Origin of the sequence: Gordonia hankookensis, assembly GCF_014673215.1 — a bacterium.
Taxonomy (GTDB): domain Bacteria; phylum Actinomycetota; class Actinomycetes; order Mycobacteriales; family Mycobacteriaceae; genus Gordonia; species Gordonia hankookensis.
Genome location: NZ_JACWMS010000003.1, coordinates 682,843 through 706,420, shown reverse-complemented (window position 1 = coordinate 706,420; position 23,578 = coordinate 682,843). Strand labels below are relative to the sequence as shown.

Annotated in this window: 23 protein-coding genes; 12 read left to right on the top strand and 11 right to left on the bottom strand. The window is 66.9% G+C overall.

What is annotated here, in order from left to right; all coding sequences use genetic code 11:
- Window positions 1–117: 117 nt before the first annotated feature.
- Window positions 118–2,280 carry an MMPL family transporter gene (locus IDF66_RS17715; protein WP_190267951.1) on the bottom strand — a complete coding sequence of 721 codons (2,163 nt, stop codon included), beginning with the start codon at window positions 2,278–2,280 and terminating at the stop codon, window positions 118–120.
- Between the two features lie 110 nt (window positions 2,281–2,390).
- Between IDF66_RS17715 and IDF66_RS17710 the strand changes: the two genes are divergently transcribed.
- The 3 genes from IDF66_RS17710 to IDF66_RS17700 are packed head-to-tail and all read left to right on the top strand — an operon-like array spanning window position 2,391 to window position 5,390.
- The gene (locus IDF66_RS17710; protein WP_190267950.1) at window positions 2,391–2,975 is read left to right on the top strand and encodes a phosphatase PAP2 family protein; all 585 of its coding nucleotides are present in this window, start codon (window positions 2,391–2,393) and stop codon (window positions 2,973–2,975) included.
- 50 nt (window positions 2,976–3,025) lie between these two features.
- On the top strand, window positions 3,026–4,279 hold the full coding sequence (locus IDF66_RS17705) for an acyl-CoA dehydrogenase family protein (protein ID WP_190267949.1): 1,254 nt from the start codon (window positions 3,026–3,028) through the stop codon (window positions 4,277–4,279).
- Between the two features lie 37 nt (window positions 4,280–4,316).
- Window positions 4,317–5,390, top strand: a complete 1,074-nt coding sequence (locus tag IDF66_RS17700) for a phosphotransferase family protein (protein WP_190267948.1) — start codon at window positions 4,317–4,319, stop codon at window positions 5,388–5,390.
- Here the strand turns inward: IDF66_RS17700 and IDF66_RS17695 are convergent, their stop codons facing one another.
- The gene (locus IDF66_RS17695) at window positions 5,391–6,239 is read right to left on the bottom strand and encodes an alpha/beta fold hydrolase (RefSeq protein WP_190267947.1); all 849 of its coding nucleotides are present in this window, start codon (window positions 6,237–6,239) and stop codon (window positions 5,391–5,393) included.
- Window positions 6,240–6,321: 82 nt separating this feature from the next.
- Here IDF66_RS17695 and IDF66_RS17690 point away from each other — a divergent pair, with 82 nt between their 5' ends.
- Window positions 6,322–6,900 carry a TetR/AcrR family transcriptional regulator gene (locus tag IDF66_RS17690; protein WP_317628749.1) on the top strand — a complete coding sequence of 193 codons (579 nt, stop codon included), beginning with the start codon at window positions 6,322–6,324 and terminating at the stop codon, window positions 6,898–6,900.
- Window positions 6,901–6,958: 58 nt separating this feature from the next.
- Window positions 6,959–8,029 carry a DNA polymerase III subunit beta family protein gene (locus tag IDF66_RS17685; protein ID WP_190267946.1) on the top strand — a complete coding sequence of 357 codons (1,071 nt, stop codon included), beginning with the start codon at window positions 6,959–6,961 and terminating at the stop codon, window positions 8,027–8,029.
- A gap of 16 nt (window positions 8,030–8,045) precedes the next feature.
- Here the strand turns inward: IDF66_RS17685 and IDF66_RS17680 are convergent, their stop codons facing one another.
- The 6 genes from IDF66_RS17680 to IDF66_RS24065 form a co-directional block, all read right to left on the bottom strand.
- Window positions 8,046–8,756 carry a TetR/AcrR family transcriptional regulator gene (locus IDF66_RS17680; RefSeq protein ID WP_190267945.1) on the bottom strand — a complete coding sequence of 237 codons (711 nt, stop codon included), beginning with the start codon at window positions 8,754–8,756 and terminating at the stop codon, window positions 8,046–8,048.
- A 4-nt stretch (window positions 8,757–8,760) separates the two neighbouring features.
- Entirely contained in the window at window positions 8,761–9,906 is a 1,146-nt protein-coding gene (locus IDF66_RS17675; RefSeq protein ID WP_190267944.1) for an acyl-CoA dehydrogenase family protein, read from the bottom strand.
- A 329-nt stretch (window positions 9,907–10,235) separates the two neighbouring features.
- Complete coding sequence (locus IDF66_RS17670; protein ID WP_190267943.1) at window positions 10,236–11,918, bottom strand: class I adenylate-forming enzyme family protein; 1,683 nt, start codon at window positions 11,916–11,918, stop codon at window positions 10,236–10,238.
- A 33-nt stretch (window positions 11,919–11,951) separates the two neighbouring features.
- Window positions 11,952–12,701 (bottom strand): SDR family NAD(P)-dependent oxidoreductase, encoded by a 750-nt coding sequence (locus tag IDF66_RS17665; RefSeq protein WP_190267942.1) that lies wholly within the window; start codon window positions 12,699–12,701, stop codon window positions 11,952–11,954.
- 49 nt (window positions 12,702–12,750) lie between these two features.
- A complete protein-coding gene (locus IDF66_RS17660) occupies window positions 12,751–13,545 on the bottom strand; it encodes an enoyl-CoA hydratase-related protein (protein ID WP_190267941.1) in 795 nt (264 codons plus the stop codon).
- 129 nt (window positions 13,546–13,674) lie between these two features.
- The gene (locus IDF66_RS24065) at window positions 13,675–14,259 is read right to left on the bottom strand and encodes a helix-turn-helix domain-containing protein (protein WP_190267940.1); all 585 of its coding nucleotides are present in this window, start codon (window positions 14,257–14,259) and stop codon (window positions 13,675–13,677) included.
- A gap of 151 nt (window positions 14,260–14,410) precedes the next feature.
- Between IDF66_RS24065 and IDF66_RS17650 the strand changes: the two genes are divergently transcribed.
- From IDF66_RS17650 to IDF66_RS17640, 3 genes are read left to right on the top strand one after another with little or no spacing between them, the layout of a single operon-like run.
- Window positions 14,411–15,796 (top strand): uracil-xanthine permease family protein, encoded by a 1,386-nt coding sequence (locus IDF66_RS17650; RefSeq protein ID WP_190267939.1) that lies wholly within the window; start codon window positions 14,411–14,413, stop codon window positions 15,794–15,796.
- A complete protein-coding gene (locus IDF66_RS17645) occupies window positions 15,797–16,858 on the top strand; it encodes an isopenicillin N synthase family dioxygenase (protein WP_190267938.1) in 1,062 nt (353 codons plus the stop codon). It abuts the gene before it with no gap.
- Window positions 16,858–17,661 carry an alpha/beta fold hydrolase gene (locus tag IDF66_RS17640; RefSeq protein ID WP_190267937.1) on the top strand — a complete coding sequence of 268 codons (804 nt, stop codon included), beginning with the start codon at window positions 16,858–16,860 and terminating at the stop codon, window positions 17,659–17,661. Before IDF66_RS17645 ends, IDF66_RS17640 begins: the two co-directional genes overlap by 1 nt.
- Before the next feature lie 26 nt (window positions 17,662–17,687).
- Here IDF66_RS17640 and IDF66_RS17635 read toward each other — a convergent pair whose 3' ends face one another.
- A complete protein-coding gene (locus IDF66_RS17635) occupies window positions 17,688–17,936 on the bottom strand; it encodes a DUF2530 domain-containing protein (RefSeq protein WP_190267936.1) in 249 nt (82 codons plus the stop codon).
- A 151-nt stretch (window positions 17,937–18,087) separates the two neighbouring features.
- Between IDF66_RS17635 and IDF66_RS17630 the strand changes: the two genes are divergently transcribed.
- The gene (locus tag IDF66_RS17630) at window positions 18,088–19,536 is read left to right on the top strand and encodes an NCS2 family permease (protein ID WP_317628758.1); all 1,449 of its coding nucleotides are present in this window, start codon (window positions 18,088–18,090) and stop codon (window positions 19,534–19,536) included.
- 190 nt (window positions 19,537–19,726) lie between these two features.
- On the top strand, window positions 19,727–20,167 hold the full coding sequence (locus tag IDF66_RS17625) for a MarR family transcriptional regulator (RefSeq protein ID WP_190267934.1): 441 nt from the start codon (window positions 19,727–19,729) through the stop codon (window positions 20,165–20,167).
- A 27-nt stretch (window positions 20,168–20,194) separates the two neighbouring features.
- Here IDF66_RS17625 and IDF66_RS17620 read toward each other — a convergent pair whose 3' ends face one another.
- A complete protein-coding gene (locus tag IDF66_RS17620) occupies window positions 20,195–21,439 on the bottom strand; it encodes a GNAT family N-acetyltransferase (RefSeq protein WP_190267933.1) in 1,245 nt (414 codons plus the stop codon).
- Window positions 21,440–21,574: 135 nt separating this feature from the next.
- On the opposite strand from IDF66_RS17620, the gene IDF66_RS17615 reads away from it, so the two are divergent.
- Window positions 21,575–22,429 carry a TrmH family RNA methyltransferase gene (locus IDF66_RS17615; protein ID WP_190267932.1) on the top strand — a complete coding sequence of 285 codons (855 nt, stop codon included), beginning with the start codon at window positions 21,575–21,577 and terminating at the stop codon, window positions 22,427–22,429.
- The gene (locus tag IDF66_RS17610; protein WP_190267931.1) at window positions 22,426–22,764 is read left to right on the top strand and encodes a DUF2537 domain-containing protein; all 339 of its coding nucleotides are present in this window, start codon (window positions 22,426–22,428) and stop codon (window positions 22,762–22,764) included. The genes IDF66_RS17615 and IDF66_RS17610 overlap by 4 nt, the downstream gene beginning before the upstream one ends.
- A gap of 14 nt (window positions 22,765–22,778) precedes the next feature.
- Here the strand turns inward: IDF66_RS17610 and IDF66_RS17605 are convergent, their stop codons facing one another.
- On the bottom strand, window positions 22,779–23,576 hold the full coding sequence (locus IDF66_RS17605; protein WP_190267930.1) for a DUF6928 family protein: 798 nt from the start codon (window positions 23,574–23,576) through the stop codon (window positions 22,779–22,781).
- Between the last annotated feature and the right edge of the window lie 2 nt (window positions 23,577–23,578).

Genomic DNA, 23,578 nt, shown 5'->3' with positions numbered 1-23,578 from the left:
AGCATCCGACGGACCGCTTGGGCCCCACTTGGAGTGCACTTGTGCCCTCATCGACAAAGCTGTATCCGTTCTTCCCGGCGACCGGAGAACGGATACAGCTCTGGTATGACGGCCCGATCACACGGGCGTCATGTGTGCATCCCGCCGGGCGCGCGTCGGTTCCTCCGTCGAACCGGCCTCGAGATCCGGCTCGAGTCCGACCTGCGGCAGTATCCGGTCGAGCCACGCGGGCAGCCACCAGTTGACGCGCCCCAGCAGCGACATGGTCGCCGGAACCAGGACCATCCGAACCAGCGTGGCGTCGAGGAAGACGGCCACCGCCATTCCGAGACCCAGCATCTTCATCACGATGTCGGTCTCCGTCGCGAAGCTGAGGAACACCGCGACCATGATCGCCGCCGCGGTGGTGATGACCCGTCCCGTCTTGGCCAGCCCGCTGATCACGCTCGCCCGCGCGTCACCGGTGGCGAGCCAGTCCTCGCGGATGCGGGAGAGCAGGAACACCTCGTAGTCCATCGAGAGGCCGAACAGGATCGCGAAGACGAGGATGGGCACCCAACTCGACACCGCGACCGGGTTGTCGACACCGAGCAACGACAGGCCCCAACCCCACTGGAACACGGCAGTGATCACCCCATAGGCGGCGGCCACCGACAGCAGGTTCATCGCCGCAGCCTTCACCGGTACCACCACCGACCGGAACAACACGGTCAGCAGGATCACCGATGCGACCACGACGAAACCGATCACCAACCACAGCCTGCGCTGCAACATGTGCGAGATGTCGTCGTAATAGGGGGTCTCGCCGGTCAGGATCGCGCCGTCGGGCAGGCGGTCCCGGATACCCGAGAGCACGTCGCCGGTGGCCGCGGCCGCCGGATCGGCACCGATGGTGATCGGAGCGATCTCGATTGCGCCGTCAGGGGATTCGGTCACCGGGGCCACCGCGGTCACGCCCGGAACCCGGGCGATGTCACGCAGCGCTGACCTCAGCTGGTCGCGATCGGTCTCGGCCGACGGTGCGACGACCACGACCTCGGCATTTGTCCCGGGACCGAACTCGGCGGCCAGCAGGTCATGTGCGCGCCGCGTGGTCAGTTCCGTCGACTGGGCGCCGGAATCCGATGGCCAGGTGCGCATCGCGGCGGCCGGCGCCGCCAAGGTGACGAGCACGATCAGCGCCAGCAGGATCGCGACGACGGGCCGTTGTCCCACCCGACCGGCCCAGCGGGCGGTCAGTGGCATGCGGCGCGCCACGCCGTCGGCTGTTGCCGGGAGCGTGCGCCTGGCCTTGCGCGGCACGATCCGGCGACCCGCCAGCCGGCACAGGGCGGGCACCACCACGAGGGTCGCGGCCAGCATCGCCACCACGGCGATCGCGGTGGCGAAACCGAACGACGAATACGTGGGCAGCCCGGCGAGCCGGAGGCCCATCAACGAGACGAGCACCGTGGTCGCGGCGAACGTCGCGGACCGGCCCGCGGTGGCGACCGACCGCGCGGCGGCCTCGACCGGATCGTGGCCGCGCCGGAGGAACTCGACGTGCCTGCTCACCACCAGCAGGGCGTAGTCGATCCCGACGCCCAACCCGACCATGCTCGCGACCATGGGTGCGGTCGGGCTCACGTTCATCACCCCGGCGAGCAGCATGACCCCGGCCGACCCCGCGACCAGCCCGGCGATCGCGGTGACGATCGGCAGACCGGCGGCGACCACCGATCCGAAGGCGAACACCATGATGAGCAGAGCGAGGGTGATCCCGATGATCTCCGCATGGCCCTTGATCGGGGCGGCCGCGGTCTCGGGTACCGACCCGTTCATCTCGACCTGTAGGCCATCGCCGATGGTGGGGGCGACGGCCTTTTCGAGGCCGTCGGCGTTGCCCATGATCGACCGGTCGGTGACCGGGACGTCGTATCCGACGGTGACGACAGCGGTGTCCCGATCGGCGCTGTACCTTGCGTCGCTGACGGTGGCCACGTGGTCCGTCTCGCCGAGCCGGTCGCGCAGTCGGTCGATCTCCGACGCCGGAACGGTGCCGTCGCCGGAGTGGACGACGATGCGCGCGAACGCATTTCCGGCACCGGGCACGTGTTCGCGAAGTAGGTCGATCCCGACCTGGGATGGGGTGCCGGTGACGTCCCAGTCCTCCTGGGTGTCACCGCCCAACGTGGCCGACGCGGCCAGCAGGATGCCGAGCGCGGCGACAAAGCCGATCAGTGCTCGGATCGGATGGGCCGCATTGGCGTGTCCGATCCGGTACAGCAGGGTGGTCTTCATCGGAGTCCTTTCGATATGGGTCTGATCGTTAGGGTGGATTCCGTGACTTGTGGATCGCTTGGATGTGACTTGAGGCCGCGGCGAACGGAGGACGCGACAGGTTCCGACCGGTGTTCTTGAGCCCGAACGGGGTGGATCGCACGATCACCGACGCGGTGGTCGACCTACGCACCGAGGTCCTCACCGACATCGCGCTCGTCGCCACGGCGACGGGCAACACCCTGGTGCTCACGACGGTCGTGGTGGTCGTCGTCCTCGGCCTCGTCGGCATCCGTGCGTTTCCCGAGGCGATCCTGGTGGGGGCGGGTTCGTTTGCCGGCTACCTGCTGATGGTGGGTCTGAAGCATCTGTTCGCCCGACCCCGCCCACCGATCGCCGACCGACTGCTCGACATCGACACCTACTCGTTCCCGTCCGGCCACGCGATGATGAGCACGGTCGTGTTCGGGCTGCTGGCCGTCGCGGCATATCGCCTCAGTGCCTGGGTACGTGCACATCCGGCGGTGCTGCTGATCGCGCCGATCTGGGCGATCGCGATCGGATGCTCGCGTGTGTACCTCGGTGTGCACTGGACCACCGATGTGCTGGCGGGTTGGCTGATCGGTGCGGCGTGGGTCGCCGGTTGCGCCTGGCTGTGTGCCCGGTGGGCGGCGACGCCGCAGCGACAACGCACGGCCGGCCGCCCGGAACCCTGAGACAGGGATTCCTCCGCATTCACCGTTTCCGACCGACTACCGTCGCGGGTATGGATTTCGCCCTCTCTGCACGGTCGGCCGATCTGAGCGATCGGGTGCGCACGTTCATGGCCGACGAGATCGTCCCCTTCGAGGGGGAGGTGCACCGCGACATCGCGCGGCGGCGCGAATCCGGTGAGGACCGGTGGGCGCCGCCCCCGATCCTCGCCGAACTCAAGAGCAAGGCCCGCGCTGCCGGCCTGTGGAATCTGTTCCTGCCCAAGGAACATGCCGGTCGGTACGCCGCCGATTTCGGCACCGACGGCGGCGAAGGGCTGTCCAACGTCGACTACGCGCCGATCGCCGAGGCGATGGGTTCCTCGATGCTCGCCCCGCTGGTGTTCAACTGCAATGCCCCCGATACCGGCAACATGGAGGTGTTGCTGCGTTACGGCACCGAGCCGCAACGCGAACGGTGGCTGGAGCCCCTGCTCGCGGGTGAGATCCGCAGCGCCTTCTGCATGACCGAACCCGACGTCGCATCGTCGGATGCGACCAACATGGCCGCCACCGCGATCCCGGACGGCGACGACGTGATCATCAACGGCACCAAGTGGTTCTCCACCGGCGTCGGCAACCCCGACTGCAAGATCCTGATCTTCATGGGTGTCACCGACGCGACCGCCGATCGGCATGCGCGGCACACGATGGTGCTCGTGCCGATCGACGCCCCCGGCGTCACCGTCGACCGCATGCTCACCACCATGGGCTACTTCGACGAACCTCTCGGACACGGCGAGGTGTCGTTCGACGACGTGCGGGTGCCTGCGTCGAACATCCTGCTGGGACCGGGGCGGGCGTTCGAAATCGCCCAGGGCCGTCTGGGTCCCGGCCGCGTCCATCACTGCATGCGTGCCATCGGCCTCGCCGAACGCGCTCTCGAACTCGGCGTCCGTCGCTCGTTGGAGCGCACCGCATTCGGCCGGCCACTGGCCAAGCTGGGCGGCAACAGCGAACGTATCGCCGACGCGCGGATCGCCATCAACCGATCACGACTCCTGGTCTTGCACGCCGCCTGGCTGCTGGATCAGGGCTTGTCGCGTGAGGCGGTGTCCGCGGTGAGTGAGATCAAGGTCGAGGTCCCGAACATGGCGCTCGACGTGATCGACCTCGCGATCCAGCTGCACGGCGGCGCCGGCCTCACCGACGATTTCCCGCTTGCGGCATCCTGGGTGGGCGCCCGCGCCCTACGCCTGGCAGACGGACCGGACGAAGTCCATCGCGGTGTCGTCGCGCGGATCGAGCTGGGGAAGTATCGCGGATGAGTCGCGATAGATCGTGTCGGAGTCGGAGGGAGACATCATGAGCAGTCAGGTCGCGGGGGCCAAGGAGGTGCGCGACGAGGATGCGTTCGACGTCGAACGGGTGGCCGAGTGGTTGCGCGTGAATGCCGACGACGCAACAGGTCTCGACGGCACGCCGGAGGTCCGTCAGTTCTCGGGTGGCGCTTCCAACCTCACGTTCCAGCTGACCTATCCGGACCGGGAGGTCATTCTGCGCCGGGCGCCCAAGGGCACCAAGGCGCGGGGTGCACACGACATGGGCCGTGAGTTCCGGATCCAGTCCGAGCTCTCTGGCGTGTTGCCCTACGTCGCGCCGATGGTTGCGTTCTGCGACGACGACGCGGTGCTGGGCGCCGACTTCTACGTGATGGGCAAGATCGACGGTGTCATCCCCGGTAAGGAGTGGCCGTCCGACGTCCCGCTGTCGGAGGATCAAGCGCGTCGGCTGTGCTTCAACTTCATCGACGTCCTCGTCGAACTCCATTCGGTGGATGTCGAGGCCGCCGGGCTCACCGATCTCGGCAAGGGTCTCGGTTACGTCCGGCGCCAGGTCGACGGATGGTCGACCCGGTTCCGCAACGCGCGCACCGATGATGCGCCCGACTATGAATCGGTGATGGCGTGGCTCGACGAGAACCAGCCCGAGGACGTCGCGAACTGTGTCATCCACAACGACTACAAGCTCGACAACGTCGTGCTGGCGTCCGACGACGTCACGCGGGTGATCGGCATCCTCGACTGGGAGATGGCCACCCTCGGTGACCCGCTCATGGACGTCGCCGGGTCGCTGGCGTATTGGGTGCAGTCCGACGACGACGACCGGCGGCAGATGATGCGGCGGGTGCCGACCAACCTGCCGGGCATGATCACTCGCGCGGAGTTCGTCGAATACTATTGCCGACGTATGGGTTTCGCGATGACCCCGGAGCGGTGGCGGTGGTACGAGGTGTTCGGCTTCTTCCGGTCCGCAGTGATCGCCCAACAGATCTACTACCGCTACTACCACGGCCAGACCACCAACGAGGCGTTCGCGATGCTCGGCGCAGCCGTTCACCTCATCGACGAGGAGATCGCGCGGCTGATGGCGCGTTGATCACTGGCCGGTGGCCGGGACCCGCGCCAGGAACGTGCCGATCTCCCGGGCGACCGCCGCAGGCTGGTCCAGCATCGACAACACGTACGCATCGTGGATCTCGGCGTACCGGGCGTTGGGGATCAGATCCGCGAGTCGTCGCCCGTGTTCGGGCGGCATCACCCGATTCTCCGGCGACCACAACACCAGTGCGTCGCCGCCGAATTCGGCGAGCGCTTCGGTGTCGCGGATCAGTTCCGCGTCGTCGAACGCGGTCGCCGCGTATTTCTCCAGGTCTCGCCGGACGCCCGCGTTCGTCAGGCATGGATCGGTCCACCGGCGGACGACGTCGTCGGGGATCGGGCGCCGCACCATCCATCCGAACAGGAGTGGGGTGTTCCGCAACCACCGGATCCGGAGCTGCCGAGCGGCGAGGGTGATCCCACCGGGGAGTTTTGTCGCAAGTGTGGCCATCCGGCCGGGGAGCCCGGGCGGGAAGTTCTCGAATGCCTCGCACGGCAGCACGACCATCGCGTTCACCCGGTCGTCACGGCCGATCGCGGTGAGGAAGAGCCCGCCTCCCCAGTCGGCGTGAACAAGCGTCACGTCTTGGAGGTCGAGTGCGTCGAGGAAGTCGGCGACCAGGCCGACCATCCCGGGCAGTGCGAGGTCGGCATCCGGGTTCATCGCGACCCGGTGCCCGCCGAGCGGCAGGACCGGGCGGATGTACCGGAATCCCTTGGGGAGCAGCGGCAGCGTGGTGTCCCAGACGGACTCGTCCATGAGGAGACCGTGCAGCAGCACCACGGGCGGACCGTCCCCATCGTCGGTGTATTCGATCGTGCCTGCGGGTAACCGAACCTGCATCATGAAGAACTCCTTCTCGTTGCGTCCGACTGGAGTACTCTCTCTAGAGAGATCACTCTAGAGCAAATGATCTAGGATGTGAACCGTGCAGACCGATCAGCGCATCACCGTGGCGATGGCGGAACTCCTACGTCGGCAGGGCTACGCCGGGACCGGGATCAAACAGGTCATCGAGGCGGCCGGTGTGCCGAACGGCTCGCTGTACCACCACTTCCCGGGCGGTAAGAGCGAGATCGCCGGTGTGGCACTACGGACCATGGGCGATGCCTATGCCGAGTTGGTCGGCGGGCTCCTCGCCGACGGCGACGATCTGCCTGCCGCCATCGAGCGTGCCTTCGACGCCGCCGCGGACGACATCGAGAACACGGGCTGGGTCAACATGTGCCCGGTCGGGACGATCGCCGGCGAGGTCGCCGACGTCGAGCCTGCCCTGCGTGAGGTGGCAGCCGAGATCTTCGCCTCGTGGATCGACGGCGGTACGGAACTCGTCGTGGGCCGTGGGTACGCCACCGATGACGCCCGCAGGTTGGTCACGTCGCTCGTGGCCGCGCTCGAAGGGGCCTTCGTGATGGCTCGGACACTCCGGTCCACCGAACCGCTGCGTGGTGCCGGTCGCGCCATGGCTGCATTCGCCTCGTCGCTGCCGGTCGGTGCGCGGTCGTGAGAGAGCAGGCCGGCCGCGCCTTGACCTTCACGTTGGTGCAGACCCCAGCATTGTCGTCATGACCGACGACGCACTCCTCACCATCAGTGTCTTCGCGCGGGCCTGCGGCCTGACCGCGAGCGCGTTGCGCTTCTACGCCGACTCCGGGTTGCTCGAGCCCGCATTCGTCGACGACGCCACCGGTTACCGGTACTACACGCAGGATCAGCTGGACGGCGCGGTGCTGGTCCGGCGCCTGCGCGAGATGGGCATGCCGTTGTCGCGCCTGCGCCATGTCGTCGACAGTGGCGACGCACGATCGGCCGCCGAACTGATCGACGATCACCTGGCGGAACTCACGGCCAGAGTGCGCACTGCGACGGAGATCGCCGAAGTCGCCAAGGCGTCACTGTCGGCACCGGCTCGAGTCTCGACGGTGCATGTGGACCTCAGCGGTATCCGGCTCGCCGCGGCGCTCGAACAGGTACTGACGGCAACGATCGTCGATGCGGAGTTCCCGCTGCTCAACGGCGTGCACGTGGTGGTGGGGGCAGGCTCGATCACCCTGGTGGCGACCGATCGACTCCGGTTGACGACGCGGACGCTCGCGACCAGCGGCGGAACCGGCGACACCTGGTCGGCCACCATCGACGCCGACGAACTGCGGTCGACGTTGTCGTGGATTCGACGACAGCATCAGGTGTCGCTCAGCGATGGTGACGGGACTGTGGCGATCACCTCGGAGGCCGGAGCCCGACGGTGCCGGACGTTGGTCGTCGACTTCCCCGATCACGAGGAGATGCTGAGGTCGCTGCCGCAGGTTTCGACTCGCGCCGTGGTCTCCCGAGGCCGGTTGCTCGATGCCGTCGAGCAGTTCCGCTCGAGGTATCTAAGACTCGAGATCGGCTCGTCCGGAAACGATTTCGTGGTCTCCGGAGGCATGGACGAGCCGGCCGTGGCGGTCGCAGCGTCGGTCAGCGGCCCGGCCGTCGGTCTCGACTTCGATGTGGTCACCCTGCATCCCGCCCTCGGGGGTGCGATCGGTCCCGAGGTGATGCTCGAGTTCTCCGGGCCGGAGTACCCGATGATCGTGCGGTCCGCCGACAGCGGCGATCTGACCACCGTCGCGATGCCGGTACGGGTGAGCTGAACAGCGGTGCCCGTCGTCAGATCCGCGCGAGGTAGTCGTCGAGTCGATCCGCGACGACCAACGCGGGCAACGTGAATCGCAGTTGCGCGGCGATGTAGCTGTCCAGGGCGAACGCGGTTGATGATCGGCCGGTTCGCTTCGCTCCCGGGGCCGGTGCGAAATGCCAGTGCTTCAGGGCCCAGCCGTGTGCGAGCATCATCAGGTCGAACACCACCAGGTCGGCGTCGACCTCGTTCATCAGGCCGGCGTCCACGCCTGCGGCGATCGCATCGCGCATCGGCGCCGACGTCTCCACCTCGAGTTCCTTGATGCGCTCCCGGCCCGCGGCATCGAGGGTGCGGCTCTCCCGATACGTCAGGACGACCGCGTCGCGGTTCTCGTCGACGATGGTCGTGTACTGCCGGAAGCCGGCGACCAACCGGATCACCGGGTCGTCGCCTGCCGCATCCATCGCCGGCTGCAGCTGGTCGCGAAAGGTCTCGAGAATGTCGACGATGGACGCCAGAAGGATGTCTTCTTTGCTGCCGAAATACTTGTAGAAGAGGCCGACGCTGACCTGCGCCTCATCGGCGAGCGCCTGCATCGACATCTGGTGGAAGCCGGTGCGACCCATCACCGTGACGGCGGCGTCGAGGAGTTGTCGACGCCGCGACGACGCGCGAACCGCGCGCACCGCCTCGGCCACATCCACCGACGTCGTCGCTCCTGAACCCGTCACGGCTGCCATCCTCTCAGATGCCCAGATCCTTGGCGACGATCGTCTTCATGATCTCGGTGGTGCCCCCGTAGATCGTCTGGATGCGCGCGTCGACAAAGGCGCGCGACACCGGGTACTCGCGCATGTACCCGTAACCGCCGTGCAACTGCAGGCAGCGATCGGCGGTCCGGACCTGCAACTCGGTGGTCCACCACTTCAGTTTCGCGGCGCGGGGTGCGGACAGCGTGCCCTCGACGTGCTCGGCGATGCAGTCGTCGAGGAAGGTACGGGCGATGTCGAGTTCGGTCGCCAGCTCGGCCAGCACGAACTGGGTGTTCTGGAATGACGCGACCGGCGAGCCGAAGGCCGTGCGCTCCTTCACGTAGTCGAGCGTGCGGGCGAAGGTTCCCTCGGCGGCGGCGACCGCCCCGATCGCGAGCGAGAGTCGTTCTTGCGGAAGGTTGTGGACAAGCTGGTAGAAGCCACGTCCCTCCTCGCCGAGACGGTTCGCGACCGGTACGCGCATGTCGGAGAAGGAGAGTTCGCTGGTGTCCTGGGCGTGCAGGCCGAGCTTGTCGAGTTTGCGTCCGCGTTCGAAGCCCGGGGTGTCGGCTTCCACGACGAACAACGTCAGCCCCTTGTGCTTCTCCGGGCCCGTCCGGGCCGCGACGACGAACAGATCGCCGTTGCGTCCGTTGGAGATGAAGGTCTTGGACCCGTTGACCACATAGTGGTCGCCGTCGCGAACGGCGGTCGTCCGTATCCCGGTCAGGTCGCTGCCTGCCCCCGGCTCGGTCATCGCGATGCCGAGGACGGTCTCGCCGGACACCACGCCGGGCAGCCAGCGTGCCTTCTGGTCGTCGTCGGTCATCTCGATGAGGTAGGGCAGTACCACGTCGTTCTGTAGCGAGAACGCGATCGTCTCGGCCGCAGCGCCGGTGGAGGCGGTCTCCTCGATGACGATGGCGTGGTATCGGAAGTCGTCGACGCCGGGACCGCCGAACTCCTCGGGCACCGGGAACCCGAGCAAGCCGTTCTTACCTGCCTCGGTGAAAAGGCTTCGGTCCCACTGGCCCGTCTGCTCCCAGTTCTCGTGGACCGGGGTGATCTGTTCGGCGACGAACTTGGCGACGGTCTCGCGGAAATGCTTGTGCTCGATGTCGTGTGTCAGGGCGCTCATGGTGTTCCTCGTCGATGTGCTGGTAGGCGTGACCTGCGATGAGATCCGTTGGTCGCGTGTGGTTTCGATACCCATGGGTCCTCAACCGGCGGGCGAATCGGGGCGCCGTCCTGCTGGTCGAGTAGGCACCGAGCGCCGCCCTGCTGGTCGAGTAGGCACCGAGCGAATCGAGGCGCCGCCCCGCTGGTCGAGTAGGCACCGAGCGCCATCCCGCTGGTCGAGTAGGCACCGAGCGCCGCCCCGCTGGTCGAGTAGGCACCGAGCGCCGCCCCGCTGGTCGAGTAGGCACCGAGCGAAGCGAGGCGCCGTATCGAGACCACACCCACACCTCACCGCGACGGTGCCGTCTCGGGCACCGCGAACGCCCCGGCGGCCATCTCGATCGCGGCATTCTCGGTTGCCTTGTAGTGCAGCTTCTTCCCGGTCGCCGAGACCGGCAGTGCGTCGATGAACCGATATGCCCGCGGGCGCTTGAACTGCGACAGCATCGGGTGAGCTCGGCAGTACGCGTCCAGCGCTGCCACGCTCGGCGACGCACCGTCGGCCGGCAGGACGTATGCGACCACCAGCTGCCCCCAGCGGTCGTCCGGGACCCCGACGACCAGCGAGTCGGCGACGTCGGGGTGCCCGTTGAGGGCTTCCTCCACCTGGACCGGATGAACGTTCTCGCCGCCGGAGATCAGCATGTCGTCCTTGCGTCCGACGATGGTGACGAACTCACCGGCGTCCCAGGTGGCCAGATCGCCGATGTGCAGCCAGCTTCCGCGATACTTGGCTTTCTCCTGCTGCGGTGAATCATAGTAGGCGGCAGCACATTTCGGCGAACGGACAATGACCTCGCCCACCTCCTCGCCATCACGTGCAACCACCTCGTCGGGATCGGCGAGGTGACCGTCGTCGTGCACCTTGACCACGCGCACGTCGTCGTCGATGCAGGCGCGACCGGCGCTGCCGGCGCGCTCCGGCAGATCGGTCGGTCGCAGGAAGGTGTTCCAGAATCCCTCGGTGCTGCCGTAGCCGTTGAAGATCCGCGGCGTCAGGACTTCCTGGTAGTGCAGTGTCGCGTCGCGTTCCAGCGGCGCGCCCATGGTGACGATGCCGTTGAGGCTCGAGAGGTCTCGCGGGTTCGCCTGTTGGGCGTTGGCGAGCATGGCGAGGTTGGTCGGCGCGCCGATGAGGAAGGTGAGCCGATACTTCTCGACCCAGTCGAGGGTCCGATCGGCGTCGAACGTCCGCATCGGAATGAGTGAAGAGCCCAGGTAGAAGGTGGGATTGGGCCCCGCACAGTACAGTCCGCCACGATGAAACCACGGTGTCATGTTGAGTGTGCGATCTTCCGGCGACAGCGGGAAGGCCATGATGACGTCGTGCGCCGAGAAGATCTCGATCGCACTGTTCATCGGGACCGCCTTGGGCATTCCCGTGGTGCCCGAGGTGTAGAGGCGGGTGGTCTCGTCGAAGACGGTTCGGGTGATCGACGGCGGATTCGGCTCCACCTCGGTGAGCGTTGTGAATCGCAACGATGTCGGGGCGTCGATGAGGGCGCCGTCGCCGACACCGATCACGATGTCGGGAGTGTGGTCGGCGCGCTCGATCGCGGCGGCCACAGTCTCCGCGAGATCCGTCTCGTACACATAGACCTTCGGACGGCTGATGTCCAGGATCACCGCCGTCTCGCCGGCGGCGAGACGGAAGTTGACCGGTGAGCCCACCGCGCCCGTGGCCTGAGTCGCCAGATACAACTGCGCGAACTCGGGGCCGTTCAGCAATTGGTACGCCACCACGTCGTCGGCGTGCACGCCCGAGGCGGTCAACGCGGTGGCGACGCGATCCACCGCGTCCCCCAACTGAGCGTATGTCCACTCGGTGTCGGTGGCCGGGTCGATCATCGCGGTGACGTCGGCGTAGCGGTGGACGTTGCGGCGGAATCCGTTCAGATAGGTGAACTCATTCTCGAAGAAGTTCCGGTAGGCGTGCGCGTCGTAGACGTCGTCGGACTCGGTGGTGCTCATCTGCGGTCTCCAGTGATCTACGGGGACGGCCGGTCAGCCGGCCATGGTGAGTCCGCCGCTGACGCTGATCACCTGTCCGGTGATGAACGATGCTGCGGGAGAGGCGAAGAACAGGACAGGTGCGGCGACCTCGTCGGGCCGGGCCAGGCGACGGAACGGGATGGCCTTGGTCAAGGCCTCCTGCAACTTCTCCGACTGCGAGCGGAAGAGCGGGGTGTCGGTCGGGCCGGGGCAGACGGCGTTGACGGTGATCTGGTGGCGGGCCATCTCGCGCGCCAGTGATTTCGACAACGCGATCACACCACCCTTGGCGCCTGCGTAGATGCTCTCACCCGAGCTGCCGACCCGGCCGGCATCGGAGGCGAGATTGATCACGCGGCCGCCCTGCCAGCCGTCGGCCTTCGACGCCTCGACCATGCCGGGCAAGAAGGCGCTGGCCATGTGCACCGGGCCGAGATAATTGATCGCGACCACCTTCTCGGCGAACTCGGTTGTCGCATTGAGGAACTGATCGGTGCGATCCCACCCGGCGGCGTTGACCAGGATGTCGGGGACGCCGACCTCGGCGTCGACCGCGTCACGCAGTGCGTCGACCGTGGCACGGTCGGCCACGTCGACGCTCATCGGGACGATCTTCGGATTGCTGTCGGCGGTCTGCTTGGCCGCGTCGAGGTTGAGGTCGGCGGCCACCACGGTGGTGCCCTGCTCGGCGAAAGCGAGCGCGATGGCCCGGCCGATGCCGGAGCCGGCGCCCGTGATGACGGCGATGTTGTTGCTGCTCATGGGTTTCCCTTGTCGGTGAGGAACATCGGGGGTGATCGGTTTGCGGGTTTCAGATCGCGGCGAACTTGTTGAACTCCGGCATGCGCTTCTCGGCGAACGCCTGTGCGCCCTCGGCGCCCTCGTCGGTGTGGTGCGTGAACAGATCCAGTCCACTCATTGCCAGATTCGACAGACCGGCCTGATGATCGGTATCCGCATTGAAGCTCTGCTTGAGGAACCGGATCGCCGTTGGCGACTTCTCGGCGATCTCCGCCGCGATCTTCTTGGCCTCGTCGAGCAGGTCGGCGGCCGGGACGACCCAGTTGACCAGGCCCCAGCGCTCGGCGGTCTCCGCGTCGTATTGGCGGCACAGGTACCAGATCTCGCGTGCCCGCTTCTCGCCGACGACGCGGGCGAGGAACGCCGAGCCGAAGCCGGCATCGAAGGAGCCGACCTTGGGCCCCGACTGTCCGAAGCGGGCGGTGTCGGCGGCGATGGTGAGGTCGCAGAGCACGTGGAGGACATGGCCACCGCCGATGGCCAGACCGTTGACCGCGGCGATCACCGGCTTGGGGATGTCGCGAATCGTCTTGTGCAGGTTGCCGATCTCGAACATGCCGCTCTCGGACGGGCCGTAGTCGCCCGTCTCCGCGCGTTGCTTGACGTCGCCACCGGTGCAGAACGCCTTCTCGCCTGCGCCGGTGAGGATCACGGCCTGGACGTCCTTGTCGGCCCACGCGCGACGGAAGCCGTTCATCAACTCCTCGACGGTCTTCGCCCGGAAGGCGTTGTATCGCTGCGGACGGTTCATCGTGATGATCGCGGTGGGGCCCTCGACGGCGTACTCGATGTCTTCGTAATCCATGTCATCAGCTCCTTCTGCTCGGGCACGGTATGTGACCGCGCTTTCATAGTGAATGAACGTACATTCACTCGAAGGCGCGTGTCAAGGGTCACAGGGGTTGACGTGGGGCGACGTCTGAAGTGGGGCGACTCAGAACGGGGGTGAGCTGGTGATGAGGAATCGCGCGGGTCGGTCGGCGCGGTTGTGCCAGCGGTGGCGGACGGTCGCGGCGTAATACAGAACGTCGCCGGGGGAGAGCCGATAGGTGACTGCGCCGAGTTCGATCTCGAGCACGCCGTCGAGGACGTAGACGAACTCCTCGCCGGCATGTTCGGTCGCAGACGACGCCGAAGTGCCTGGGCCGGCGGTGATCTCGTTGGCCGCCATCACCGCGCTGCGACGTGCGCACCGGCGCATGGTGGCCCCGGGAGACGCCTCGAGCAGTGGTCCGTCGGAGGCGCGTACCAGGGAGACGTCGTCATCGGGAGGGCTCAGCAGTTCGTGGGCGGTTGTTCCGAGCGACCGGGCGATGGTGTGCAGATTGAGGATGCTGGGAACGGTGTGCCCGTTCTCGGCCTGCGACAGAAAGGACTGGGACAACCCGGTGCGCTGGGCGAGCGTCTGGAGCGTGAGCCCGGCGTTCTTGCGGGCGAATCGGATGGCGGCGCCGAGTGTGATGGCGAGCGCAGATGCGTCCTCGCTCTGATCCCCGACATCGGGCGCCGCCTCGTGCACGCGTCTCACGGTAATCCAGGAGAGCGGTGTCTGCGCAGGTTGCGGCGACCGAAGGGGCGTTTACACGGCGGTCACAATATGGGTATCACTGAAGAAATATTCGATCTGTTCAATATCGACTGCCCGCTCCTCAACGCCCAACGGAGAACACATGTCGGAACACACGGTCGATGTCAGACCCCCATGGGGACGCCTGGTCGCGTTCGCCATGCAGCACGTCCTCATCATGTACACGGGATGCATCACGGTGCCCTTGGTCTTCGGTGCCGCGGTCGGGCTCGACAGCTCGGACATCGCGTTCTTGATCAGCGCCGACCTGCTCGTGGCCGGCATCGTGACAGCGCTGCAGAGCTTCGGGTTGGGCCGCATCGTCGGCGTCAGACTCCCGATCGTGTGTGGCGCGACCTTCAGCGGGCTCACGCCGATGATCCTGATCGCCCAGAAGTACGGGCTGCAGGCCGTCTACGGCTCGATGCTCATCGGCGGCGTCGTGGGGCTGGCGCTCGCGATCCCGTTCTCGCGGGTGATCCGCTTCTTTCCCGCTCTGGTCACCGGCAGCGTGCTCACGGTCATCGGGCTGTCCCTGATCGGCGTGGCGGGTGGTCTCATCGTCGGGTCCGATTCTGCGGCACCGGATTACGCTTCCCCACGGAATCTGCTGGTGGCCGCGGTCGTCGTGGTGGTCGCGCTGGGGCTGTTGTGCCTCGGGAGAGGATTGTGGTCGCAGTTGGCCGTGCTCATCGCCCTCGTCGCGGGCACCGCTCTCGCCGCGAGTCTGGGGATGTTCGATCTCGGTGCGCTCGGTTCCGCCTCCTGGGTGGGATTCCCCACGCCCTTCCACTTCGGCGTCCCACACTTCCCGATCGCCGCGGTGGTGTCGATGAGCATCGTGATGACCGTGGTGTTCGCCGAATCCACGGCCAGCATGCTCGCCGTCTCGGAGATCACCGGCAAGAAGCTCAGCACCGGGGACCTCGCTCGGGGACTCGTCGGAGACGGGATCTCGGGTGTGCTCGGCGGCATCTTCGCCGGCTTCATCGACACCGTCTTCGGGCAGAACGTCGGCGCGGTGGCCAGCAGTCGCATGCACAGCCGGTTCGTCACCGGTGGCAGCGGGTTGATCCTCATCGTGCTGGCCTTGATCCCCAAGATGGGTGCCGCGGTCGCGGCGCTCCCCGGTCCGGTGGTCGGCGGGGTCGGGCTCGTGTTGTTCGGCACGGTCACGATGATCGGCATCCGGACGCTCACCCAGATCGACCTCAACGACCATGTCAACGTCGCCATCGCCGCCACGTCGATCGGGATCGGGTTGCTGCCCGAATATGTGCCGGACATGCTCCAACGGCTTCCGGATGCCATGCAGATCATCTTCGGCAGCGGTATCACCCTCACGGCGATCGTGGCTTTCACGCTCAACCTCGTGTTCCGCCACTCACCCTTGCGGCGACGTGTCGCCGCGGAGCCGGTGACAAACGAGACCACCGACATCGTGGTCGTCCCGGCAGAACAGCCGGCCACTGTGAAAGGCAGCGCATAGATGGACAAGCCCGAACCCGGCGATGCCTTCGTCGTCCCGACCGTCGACATCTCGGCCTATGTCGGTGCGGGATCGGCGACCGCCCGCCGCGACGTGGCGCGTGCGATCGACGATGCTTGCGCCACGGTCGGTTTCATCCAGATCGTCGGCCACGGCATCCCGGATACCGTGATCGAGGGCCTCACGTCGGCCGTCGACGACTTCTTCGGTCTGCGCCCCGACGACAAGAAGCGGTATCGCGTGCCCGGCGCCAACCGCGGCTACACGGCACCCAAGACGGAGTCGCTGAGTCTCAGTGCCGGCGTCGAATCCGCCTCGCGGATGAACGACTTCTTCGAAGCGTTCAACGTCGGTGTGGAGGCCAGATCGTTCGCCGGACTCGATCTCGACGAAGCGGACTACGGCATCAACCTGTGGCCTGACATCGACGGGTACCGGGCGCGGATCGAGGCGTACTTCCAGGCGGCGCAACGTGTGGCCCGCACGCTCACGAGGATCTTCGCCGACGCGCTCGGTGAAGAACCCGACTTCTTCGAGCGGCTCACCGATCACTCGATCGATGTGCTGCGGATGAACAACTACGCGCTGCCGCCGGGCACCGACGTCACGCTCGACGGCGACCTCACCGGCATGGGTGAACACACCGATTTCGGCATCGTCACCGTGCTGTGGGCCGATCGGGTCCGGGGGCTGCAGGTACTCGCACGCGACGGATCGTGGCATGACGTAGAACCCGCCGACGGCGCGTTACTGGTCAATCTGGGCGACCTGACGGCCCGCCTCACCAACGACCGCTGGATGTCCACACTGCACCGCGTGAAGCCACCGGTGGTCGACGGCACCATCGAGCGTCGTCGGTCCGTGGCGTTCTTCCACGACGGCAACGCCGACGCGGTCATCTCGACCTTGGCCAGTCACCTCGAGTACGACAACGGGCTCGCCTACGAGCCGATCACGGTGACCGATCACATCGCCGCGAAACTGGCCGGATCGCGCGGCGGGAAGCTCAATTCCGCCGCGGTCCGGGAGGCCACCCGAGTGTTACAGGCCGCCGAGAAATGATGACGCGCAACCCGACCGCGGTGCTCATCCACGGCGCCTGGGCCGGTCCGTGGGTCTGGGACCTGGTGACGCCGTATCTGGCCGATGCCGGCATCGACACCCGATGTCCGGAGCTTCCTGGGTCGGGCACCTGGGAGCCGACCGAGACCATCGCCCTACCGGATCTGGTGGAGCATGTCGTCGGGGACCTCGACGGTATCGAGGGACCTATGGTCGTGATCGGCCACAGCGGCGGTGGCGTGGTGGCGACCGCCGTCGCCGAACGGCTCTGCCGGACCGGCGATACCCGGCCGGCCGGTTTCGGTGTCGTCGCGGTAATGCTGCTGCCCGCCGGGATGGGTTTCGGCGAATTGTGTGACACCGCGGGACTGACTGCACCGGTGGGCATCTCGGCGTTCACCGAGCCGACCGCGGACGGTCGGGGAACCGTCGTCGATCCGGCAGCCGCGGCAGCGGTCTTCTTCCATGACGCTCCGCCCGCATTGTCGGTGCCTGCGGCCCGCCGTCTGGTGCCGCAGCTGGAGAGCGCACGGCTGATCGCGCCGGACTGGACGCCCGATGGTGCGGGCGCGCTGCCGAGGCTCTATGTCGAGGCCACCCGCGACCGTTCGGTGCCACTGGCCGCGCAGCGCGCGATGCAGCGACTGAGTCCGGGAGCGCGGATCGTGACACTGGAATCCGACCACGCCCCGCAGTTGTCACGGCCCGCCGAGTTGAGCCAGATCCTGGCGGAGTTCGTCCTCGACGTCCGGGATCGGGCCGAACCGTCGCGATCTCGGGTGCCTGCGGGCGCCGATCGGTGATGAGCCGCACGGACTCCCGAGGCGACTCAGTCCAGGCCCTGCTGGGCGGTGCGGTCGCCGCGGCGTACGGCGGCGCGCTGGACCAGGAAGATCGTCGTACCCAGGACGCCGACCGCCAGTCCGACGAGGCACACCGCCAGCGTGCGGTCGCCGCCCCAACCCGTCAGTCCCACCGCGATCGCCGCGACGAGCCAGGCGAGCATGCCGGCGATGATGACCGGCTCCGGGGCGCGCAAGACAGAAGGTAGTTCGGGGATGTCGGATGCGTCGGCCATGCCATCAGAGTAACTTTCGACTGTGCCCACCGATCCGTCGAGCGAGCCCAGCACGTCGTCGACCGAGTCCACGGAGACATCGTCGGCGCCCTCCACCCCTCCGGTCGAGTCCACCGATTCACCGGGCGAGGCCGGTTCACCCGGCAAGCGCGTGACGCCGCAACCGAAGGGCCCGTTGGACCGATACTTCAAGATCGGTCAGCGGGGGTCGACCGTCAGTCGTGAGATCCGCGGCGGCCTCGTCACCTTCTTCACGATGGCCTACATCGTGGTACTGAACCCGATCGTCATCGGCGGCATCCCGGGCGAGCCGAAGAATGCGGACGTTCTCGGCAACGTTCTGCCGCTGGCGCAGGTCGCGGCGGTCACCGCGCTCGTCGCGGGTGTCATGTCCATCATCTTCGGTCTGGTCGCCAACTACCCGTTCGCCATCGCCACCGGTCTCGGGATCAACAGCCTCCTGGCTGTGACGATCGCGCCGCAGGTGACGTGGCCGGAGGCGATGGGGCTCGTCGTGATCGACGGCATCATCATCGTCCTGCTGGCGGTGACCGGTTTCCGGACCGCAGTCTTCAACGCGGTCCCGGCCGAGCTGAAGGCGGCCATCGCGGCGGGCATCGGTGCGTTCATCGCGTTCATCGGCTTCGTCGATGCGGGCTTCGTCCGTCGCGTCCCCGATGCGGCGAACACGACCGTTCCGGTCCAACTCGGCAACGACGGTTCGATCAACACGATCCCCACCCTCGTCTTCTGCATCGGGGTGCTGCTGATGGGCGTGCTGGTGGTACGCAAGGTGCCCGGTGGACTGCTCATCGGCATCGTCATCACGACCGTCGTATCAATCATTCTCGAGTCGACTCTCGACCTCGGGTCGAGTGCTGACGACTCCAGGGGGTGGAGTCTGTCGATTCCTCAGATTCCCGACGGATTCGGCGGGATGCCCAATCTGAGTCTGGTCGGCGACGTCGATCTGTTCGGGGCTTTCACCCGGATCGGGGTGCTGGCGGCGTCGGTTCTCGTCTTCACCCTGGTGCTGTCGAACTTCTTTGATGCCATGGGCACGATGACCGGTCTCGGTAAGGAGGCCGGACTCAGCGATGCCAAGGGCAACCTGCCCGGGATCGGCCGCGCGCTGGTCGTGGAAGGTACCGGCGCGGTGGCCGGTGGCGTCGCGTCGTCGTCGTCGAACACCGTCTTCGTCGAGTCCGCATCGGGCATCGCCGAAGGTGCGCGGACGGGTCTCGCCAACGTCGTGACCGGCGTGTTGTTCCTGCTCGCGATGTTTTTGACGCCGCTGTATGAGGTGGTTCCGCTCGAGGCGGTCGCACCTGCGCTGGTGGTCGTCGGCGCGATGATGATCGGTCAGGTGAAGCTGATCGACTTCACCAAGTTCTCCCACGCCCTGCCTGCGTTCCTGACGATCGTGATCATGCCGTTCACCTATTCGATCGCCAACGGCATCGGGGTCGGGTTCATCAGCTGGGTGGTGATGGCGGCAGCAGCAGGCAAGGGTCGGTCGGTCCACCCGTTGCTCTGGATCATCGCCGCCGTGTTCGTAGCATATTTCGCCCGCGGACCGATCTACGACTTGGTGGGCTGACCACAGCGGGCCGGAACGATCGGCCTGTGTCCTCCAAAAGGACGAATCCTGCGATTGCAAATCACGCTATCGCATTGCGTGATCGTAGAAGTGAATTACGCTTAGCGGCGTGGACTCAGTGGTCTCAGATGTGGCTCGCTCGAACAGGGAATTCGCGAACATGACTATCTCGCACCTCGCAATGACGGATATGACCCTGCCGGACAGGGCGCTGTCCGGAGAGTTGTCGCTGGCGATCGTCCGACTCGCCAGACGGCTTCGAGGTCGCCGGGTCAGCAAGGTCGTGTCGTTGACGCAGTTGTCTGCGCTGTCGACGCTCCACCACGAAGGTCCCATGTCGCCGGGGGCGCTGGCCCTCGCCGAGCGGGTGCAGCCGCCGTCGATGACACGGGTGATCGCGTCGCTCTCTGACCTCGGGATGGTGCGACGCGAACCACATCCGACCGACGGCCGGCAGGCGATCGTCACCCTCGCCGAACGCGGCAACGAGGTGATCACCGCCGAACTCGACGCCCGCGAGGAGTGGTTGAGTGCGCGGCTGGCAGAGCTGACGCCCCACGAGCGAGGTCAGCTCGTGGCCATCGTCCCGATCATCGACAAGCTCATCAACGGTGACGACGACGCTCGCTGAACGATCGTCCCGTGACGTGAACGGCCGCTAGAAGAACGTCCCGGCGAAGGGTGCCCGATCGGTGCCGAAGGCGCGGTCGAGGGCCGCGAGGGTGTCCACGCTGTCGGTCCACACGCGCTCCGCCGCCGCGAATCTGCGTACGGGTGTACCGCCGAGGAAGATCGATCCGAGTACGGAGATGTCCATACGGACTGTCGGCGTCGCCGAACTCGGTGCGACGACCGCGTTGCCGTCACGGATGGACACATCGAAAATGCCTCCGCGGCCACGGAACTCGTCTGTCACCTCGAGCACGGCGTCAAGATCCGCCGCGTAGTGGCGGGAGCCGAGTGCCCGCGGGACATCGAGGATGCGGAGCCACATCGTGTCGCGGACGCCCGTCACCGACACCGCTCGATGGTTCGTGAGGGAGACGGCCAGCGGGTCGTCGACCGGGATCGAGGCGGTGACCGTCGGCATGAGATCGAGACCGACGAGTACCCGCCACAGATCGGTGTGTGCCTCATCCGTGACGGCGACCACCTCGGCGACGTCCCCACGGGTCGGTTGCGTCGACTGATTGATCCGGTACGCCGCGTAGCCGTCGGGGTGGAGCAGATAGTGCATGCCGCTGCTGTGGGCAGGGCGCTGCGATGGACGATCGGCCAGGATCGGGTCCCACCACGACTGCGGGCGGGCCAGGGCACCCGGGCGGGTCGCCGTCCAGCGCGCGTGGAGTTCAGGGATGTGGCGGGCCACCTCGTCACCGGTGGCGTAGTTGACCGGTGAATGAGCGCGGTCGGCCCGGTGGCGCATCTTGGCGGCACCGAGGTCAACGGTGACGTCCTGCGCGAAACAGGTCGGGCCGAATCCGAACCGCTCGTAGATGGTGGCCTCGCTCGCGGTGAGGATCGCGAACACCTGATCCTCGGCCTCCCACTGATCGAACAGTTCCGTGATCATCGTCCGCAGGATGCCGCGTCGGCGGTGGGTCGCCGCCACCGACACCCAGGAGAGCCCGGCTGCGGGGTGCGCTGCTCCGCCCGGCAACGTCATGGCCATGCGATAGAACATCGAGACGCCGACGAGCGGTCGGCCTGCGAGTCCGTCGGGATCGCGTACCAGGACCACGTCTGCGTCGTCGACCTTGCCCCGCATGTCCGCCTGCTCGGCCGACGACAGCGGGTTGGTCATCAGGAAGGCGCGCGCGTCGGTCGCGAAGATCTCGTCCCAGTCCGCATCGGTGGCACGGGCCACGGTGAGCGCGGATGAGGCGGCCTGCAGATTACTCACCTGTCAACCGTTTCACAGGCGGTCCGGACCGATGCGAGCAGCCCCGGCATCCCGCCGACAGCACCTCGATCGCGCCGACGGCAACCTGTCCGGACCGGTCCGGACAGGCGAGTGCCGCCTTGGCAGACTGTCGGGGTGGCCACCATCCGAGTCGACGTCATCGACATCGACGACCCCGCCGATCCGCGCGTCGACGACTTTCGCGATCTGAATTCCGTCGACCGACGACCCGACCTGCCCGCGTTGCCGGGTGGTCGCGTGGGCAAGGGCCTGGTGATCGCCGAGGGGGTGCTGGTCGCGCAGCGAATGATCGCCTCGCGGTTTTCGCCGCACGCGTTTCTCGGCGTGGACAAGCGGCTCGCCGAACTGGCCGACGACCTCACTGCGCGGTCGCTCGACGGTGTGCCCTTCTACCGCGCATCTGCGGAGGTGATGGCCGAGGTCGTCGGGTTTCACCTGAACCGAGGGGTTCTCGGGGCGGCCCGCAGGCCGCCGTCCCTGTCGGTCGCGGAGGCGATCGCGGGTTCGCGGACCATCGCGGTCCTCGAGGGTGTCAACGATCACGAGAACATCGGCAGCATCTTCCGCAACGCCGCGGGACTCGAGGTGGACGCCGTGCTGTTCGGCGCCGGATGCGCGGATCCGCTGTACCGTCGCTGCGTCCGGGTGTCGATGGGTCATGCGCTGCTCGTCCCGTTCGCACGTTTCGAGGATTGGCCGCGAGGACTGACCGCGCTGGGCGACAACGGGTTCCGGATGATCTCACTGACTCCCGGCGACGGTGCCATCCCGCTGTCGGATGCGGTCGACGCGGAGAAGGTCGCGTTTCTGGTCGGTGCGGAGGGCCCTGGATTGTCCGAGACGGCGATGCGCACCAGCGATGTCCGCGCCCGGATCCCGATGAGCCGCGGCACTGACTCGCTCAATGTCGCGACGGCCGCGGCGATCGCATTCTACGAACGTGCCCGATCAGGCACCATGGACGGATGATCTCGACAGATCGCGACAGCCGACGTCGGATCCGTCTGTCGGTGCCGGATGCCGACCGGGTCGTCGACGAGCCGACGCCGTGGGTTCTCGGTCTGCTGGTCTCGGCGATCTGCGCCCTTTTCGCCACATGCCTGCTCGTCGGTGTCTACGAACTCATCGGTGGCGTGCTCAGCTGGCTCGGGCTGGCGGCCGTCGTGGTGGTCACGGGCGGCCTCGGGTGGACCCTCTGGGATCTGCGTGAGCGACCTGTCTGGCGATGGATCGTGTGGGGCAGCATCATCGGCCTGCTGGCCGGATTCGGCTCGACGGTGGCACTCCTCGCGATGGGCCGATGACAGGTGGCACCCCGTCAGTTGCCGAAACCGAAGTAGCGGGCGATCCGTCCTCGTTGTCGGGTGGGACGGACCGGCTCATGTTCCGGTGCGGGATTCGGGGTGTCGTCCGAGGGGCGATGCTCGACCGGCACCTGGCTGCGGCTTCGGTAGTCCTGCCAATCCGATTCTCCCGGTACGTAATCGGCAGGGTGGATCGCGAAGGCGGTGACCGGGATTCGCGCCGGATCGTGATCACCTTCGATACGCGGGCGGGTGAACCGGAAACCCAGCCATTGCCGGTTCGCCTGCTCCGCGAGGTGCTGCGGGTGAAACGGCAATGCCAGCGGTTCCGGAGCCACGCCGGGCGCATAACGAAGGGGATGCTCGCCGGCCCAGAACTCCCGCTCGAACGGGTACGGGAGTCCACAATCCTCGAAGATGGTGACCGGATCCGCCCCGAATGATCTGCGGAGCTCGCCGTGCTCCCATCGTGCGAAGGTGCCGGTCGCCGTCTCGGGATCGGTGTAGAGCACCGTCGCTGCCGAGCTCGGCCGGATGGACGCGATCGTCCGGGTCAGCGTCGATGGCTGGGTGGTCGCGAACAGCGAACAGGTGATGACGGCCAGTCGCCCGTACCAGCCGGCGTACACGTGGGCGTCCTGCGCAGCGGCGGCGGTCGCGAGATCGGTGTCCGCGAACGGGACCAGTACCCGGTCGCCGTAGATCGCCTCGGCCAATTTCTGTGCTGCGACAACGTCATTGGTGGGGGAGGCGAGCTCTGCAACTGGGTTGTCGCTGTCGATGAACCAGAGGGTGACTGCGCGTGCCGACACGT